Origin of the sequence: Actinotalea sp. C106 (assembly GCF_023630195.1) — a bacterium.
In the GTDB taxonomy this organism is placed as follows: Bacteria; Actinomycetota; Actinomycetes; order Actinomycetales; family Cellulomonadaceae; genus Actinotalea.
This window is the reverse complement of the sequence record NZ_JALPKN010000477.1, coordinates 1-1,504: the sequence shown is the minus strand read 5'-3', so window position 1 is coordinate 1,504 and position 1,504 is coordinate 1. Positions and strand designations below refer to the sequence as shown.

1 protein-coding gene and 1 pseudogene are annotated in these 1,504 nt (G+C 68.8%); both read right to left on the bottom strand.

Going from position 1 to position 1,504, the window contains the following annotated elements:
• A partial coding sequence (locus L0B03_RS17775) for a methyl-accepting chemotaxis protein (RefSeq protein WP_250448333.1) occupies positions 1-966 on the bottom strand: 966 nt, incomplete at its 3' end.
• A gap of 249 nt (positions 967-1,215) precedes the next feature.
• A pseudogene (locus tag L0B03_RS17770) lies at positions 1,216-1,504 on the bottom strand (methyl-accepting chemotaxis protein); the annotation flags it as partial.

The window sequence follows — 1,504 nt, the reverse complement described above, 5'->3', positions numbered from 1 at the left end:
AGCCGCCACCACACCAGCCTGAGCCGACGTCTCCGCCGACCCAGCCGACACCTGCGACCCCGAGGCCGACAGCTCCTCCGAAGCAGCCGCGATCGTCTGCGACGCCTCAGCCACCCCCGACAAGATCCCCCGCAACGACGCCTGGGCCGTGCGCAGGCTGTCTGCCATCTGACCGATCTCGTCACGGCTGCTCACCGCGGGCACGACCGTCAGGTCACCCTCGGCCAGGGCGTCGAGGGAGTCCTTGACCTTGCTGATCCCGTTGCGGATGGACCGGGCCAGGAAGAACCCGAGGAGGACGACGCCGATGAAGGAGGCCACGAGGAGGCCGATCACCAGGGAGGTGGCGGCACGCGTCTCGGCGTGAGCCTCCTCGGTGATGACGTCGCTCTCCGCCATGATCTCCTCGGCGATGGCGTCGAGGCCGGTGAGGTAGGCGTCCTTGGCTGGCTCGGCCTCGGTGGTGAGTACCTGCTGGAAGGCCGCCGCGTCACCGGCGAGGGCAGCGGGAACCAGCTGGCTGTCGCGGATGCTGAGCCACTCGGTCCAGCCCGCGGTGAAGGTCGCCCAGTTGTCCGAGACGTGTTCGGCCTGCGCCTCGACGAGGGAGATGTCTGCGGCGATCTCGGCGTCGTTCTCGGCCTGGGAGTCCATCCACGCCTGCTTCTGCGCGTCGGTGTCGGCCGCGGCGACCTGGGCGATGATCATGCGGGCCTTGAGCTGGTTCTGGTGAACCATCTGGACCGGCCGGCCGACCTCGGTGTTGATGGAGGAGAGCTCCTCGGTGTTCGCGTCGAGATCCTGGAGGGAGACGATGGCGACCACTCCGGTCACTGCGGCCGAGGCCGCGAGGATGCCGATGACGCTCAGGATCTTCGTGCGGATCGAGAGGTTCGCGAACCACGAGCCGCGGGACACGGACGCAGCGGGGGCGCCGGCCGGGGCGGCACTGGTGGTCGTGCTCATGGGGAGCTCCTTCATCACTGGCGCCGCCGATGACCCGGCCACGTGCACTCACCATCGACGAGGGCCAACGCGATGTGAGCCCTGCCACGGGTGAAAAGCGACACATGGTCCGATACAGGGACGCATGGGATACGGATACGTATCGAGATCGTCGAGACCGAGCAGGGCCCGGCCCCTCGTTCGGGGGCCGGGCCCTGCTGCTGCCTGGTCGTACTAGTGCCAGGGGTGCTGGCCGGTCCGTGATGCCTGTCAGTAGGTGAAGGCGGAGACCCGGGTGCGCAGGTCGGCGCTCATCTGGGCGAGCTCGGAGATCGCCGAGCCCATCTGCCCCACGACCTCGGTCGAGGTCTGCGCGGCGGAGGCGACCCCGGTGATGTTCGTGGCGATCTCGCCCGAGCCGGTCGCGGCCTCGGCCACACCGCGGGACATCTCGTTCGTGGTCGCCGTCTGCTCCTCCACCGCCGAGGCGATGGTCAGCTGGTAGTCGTTGATGCTGGCGATGATGTCGCTGATCTGACCGATCGCCGCCACCGCACCG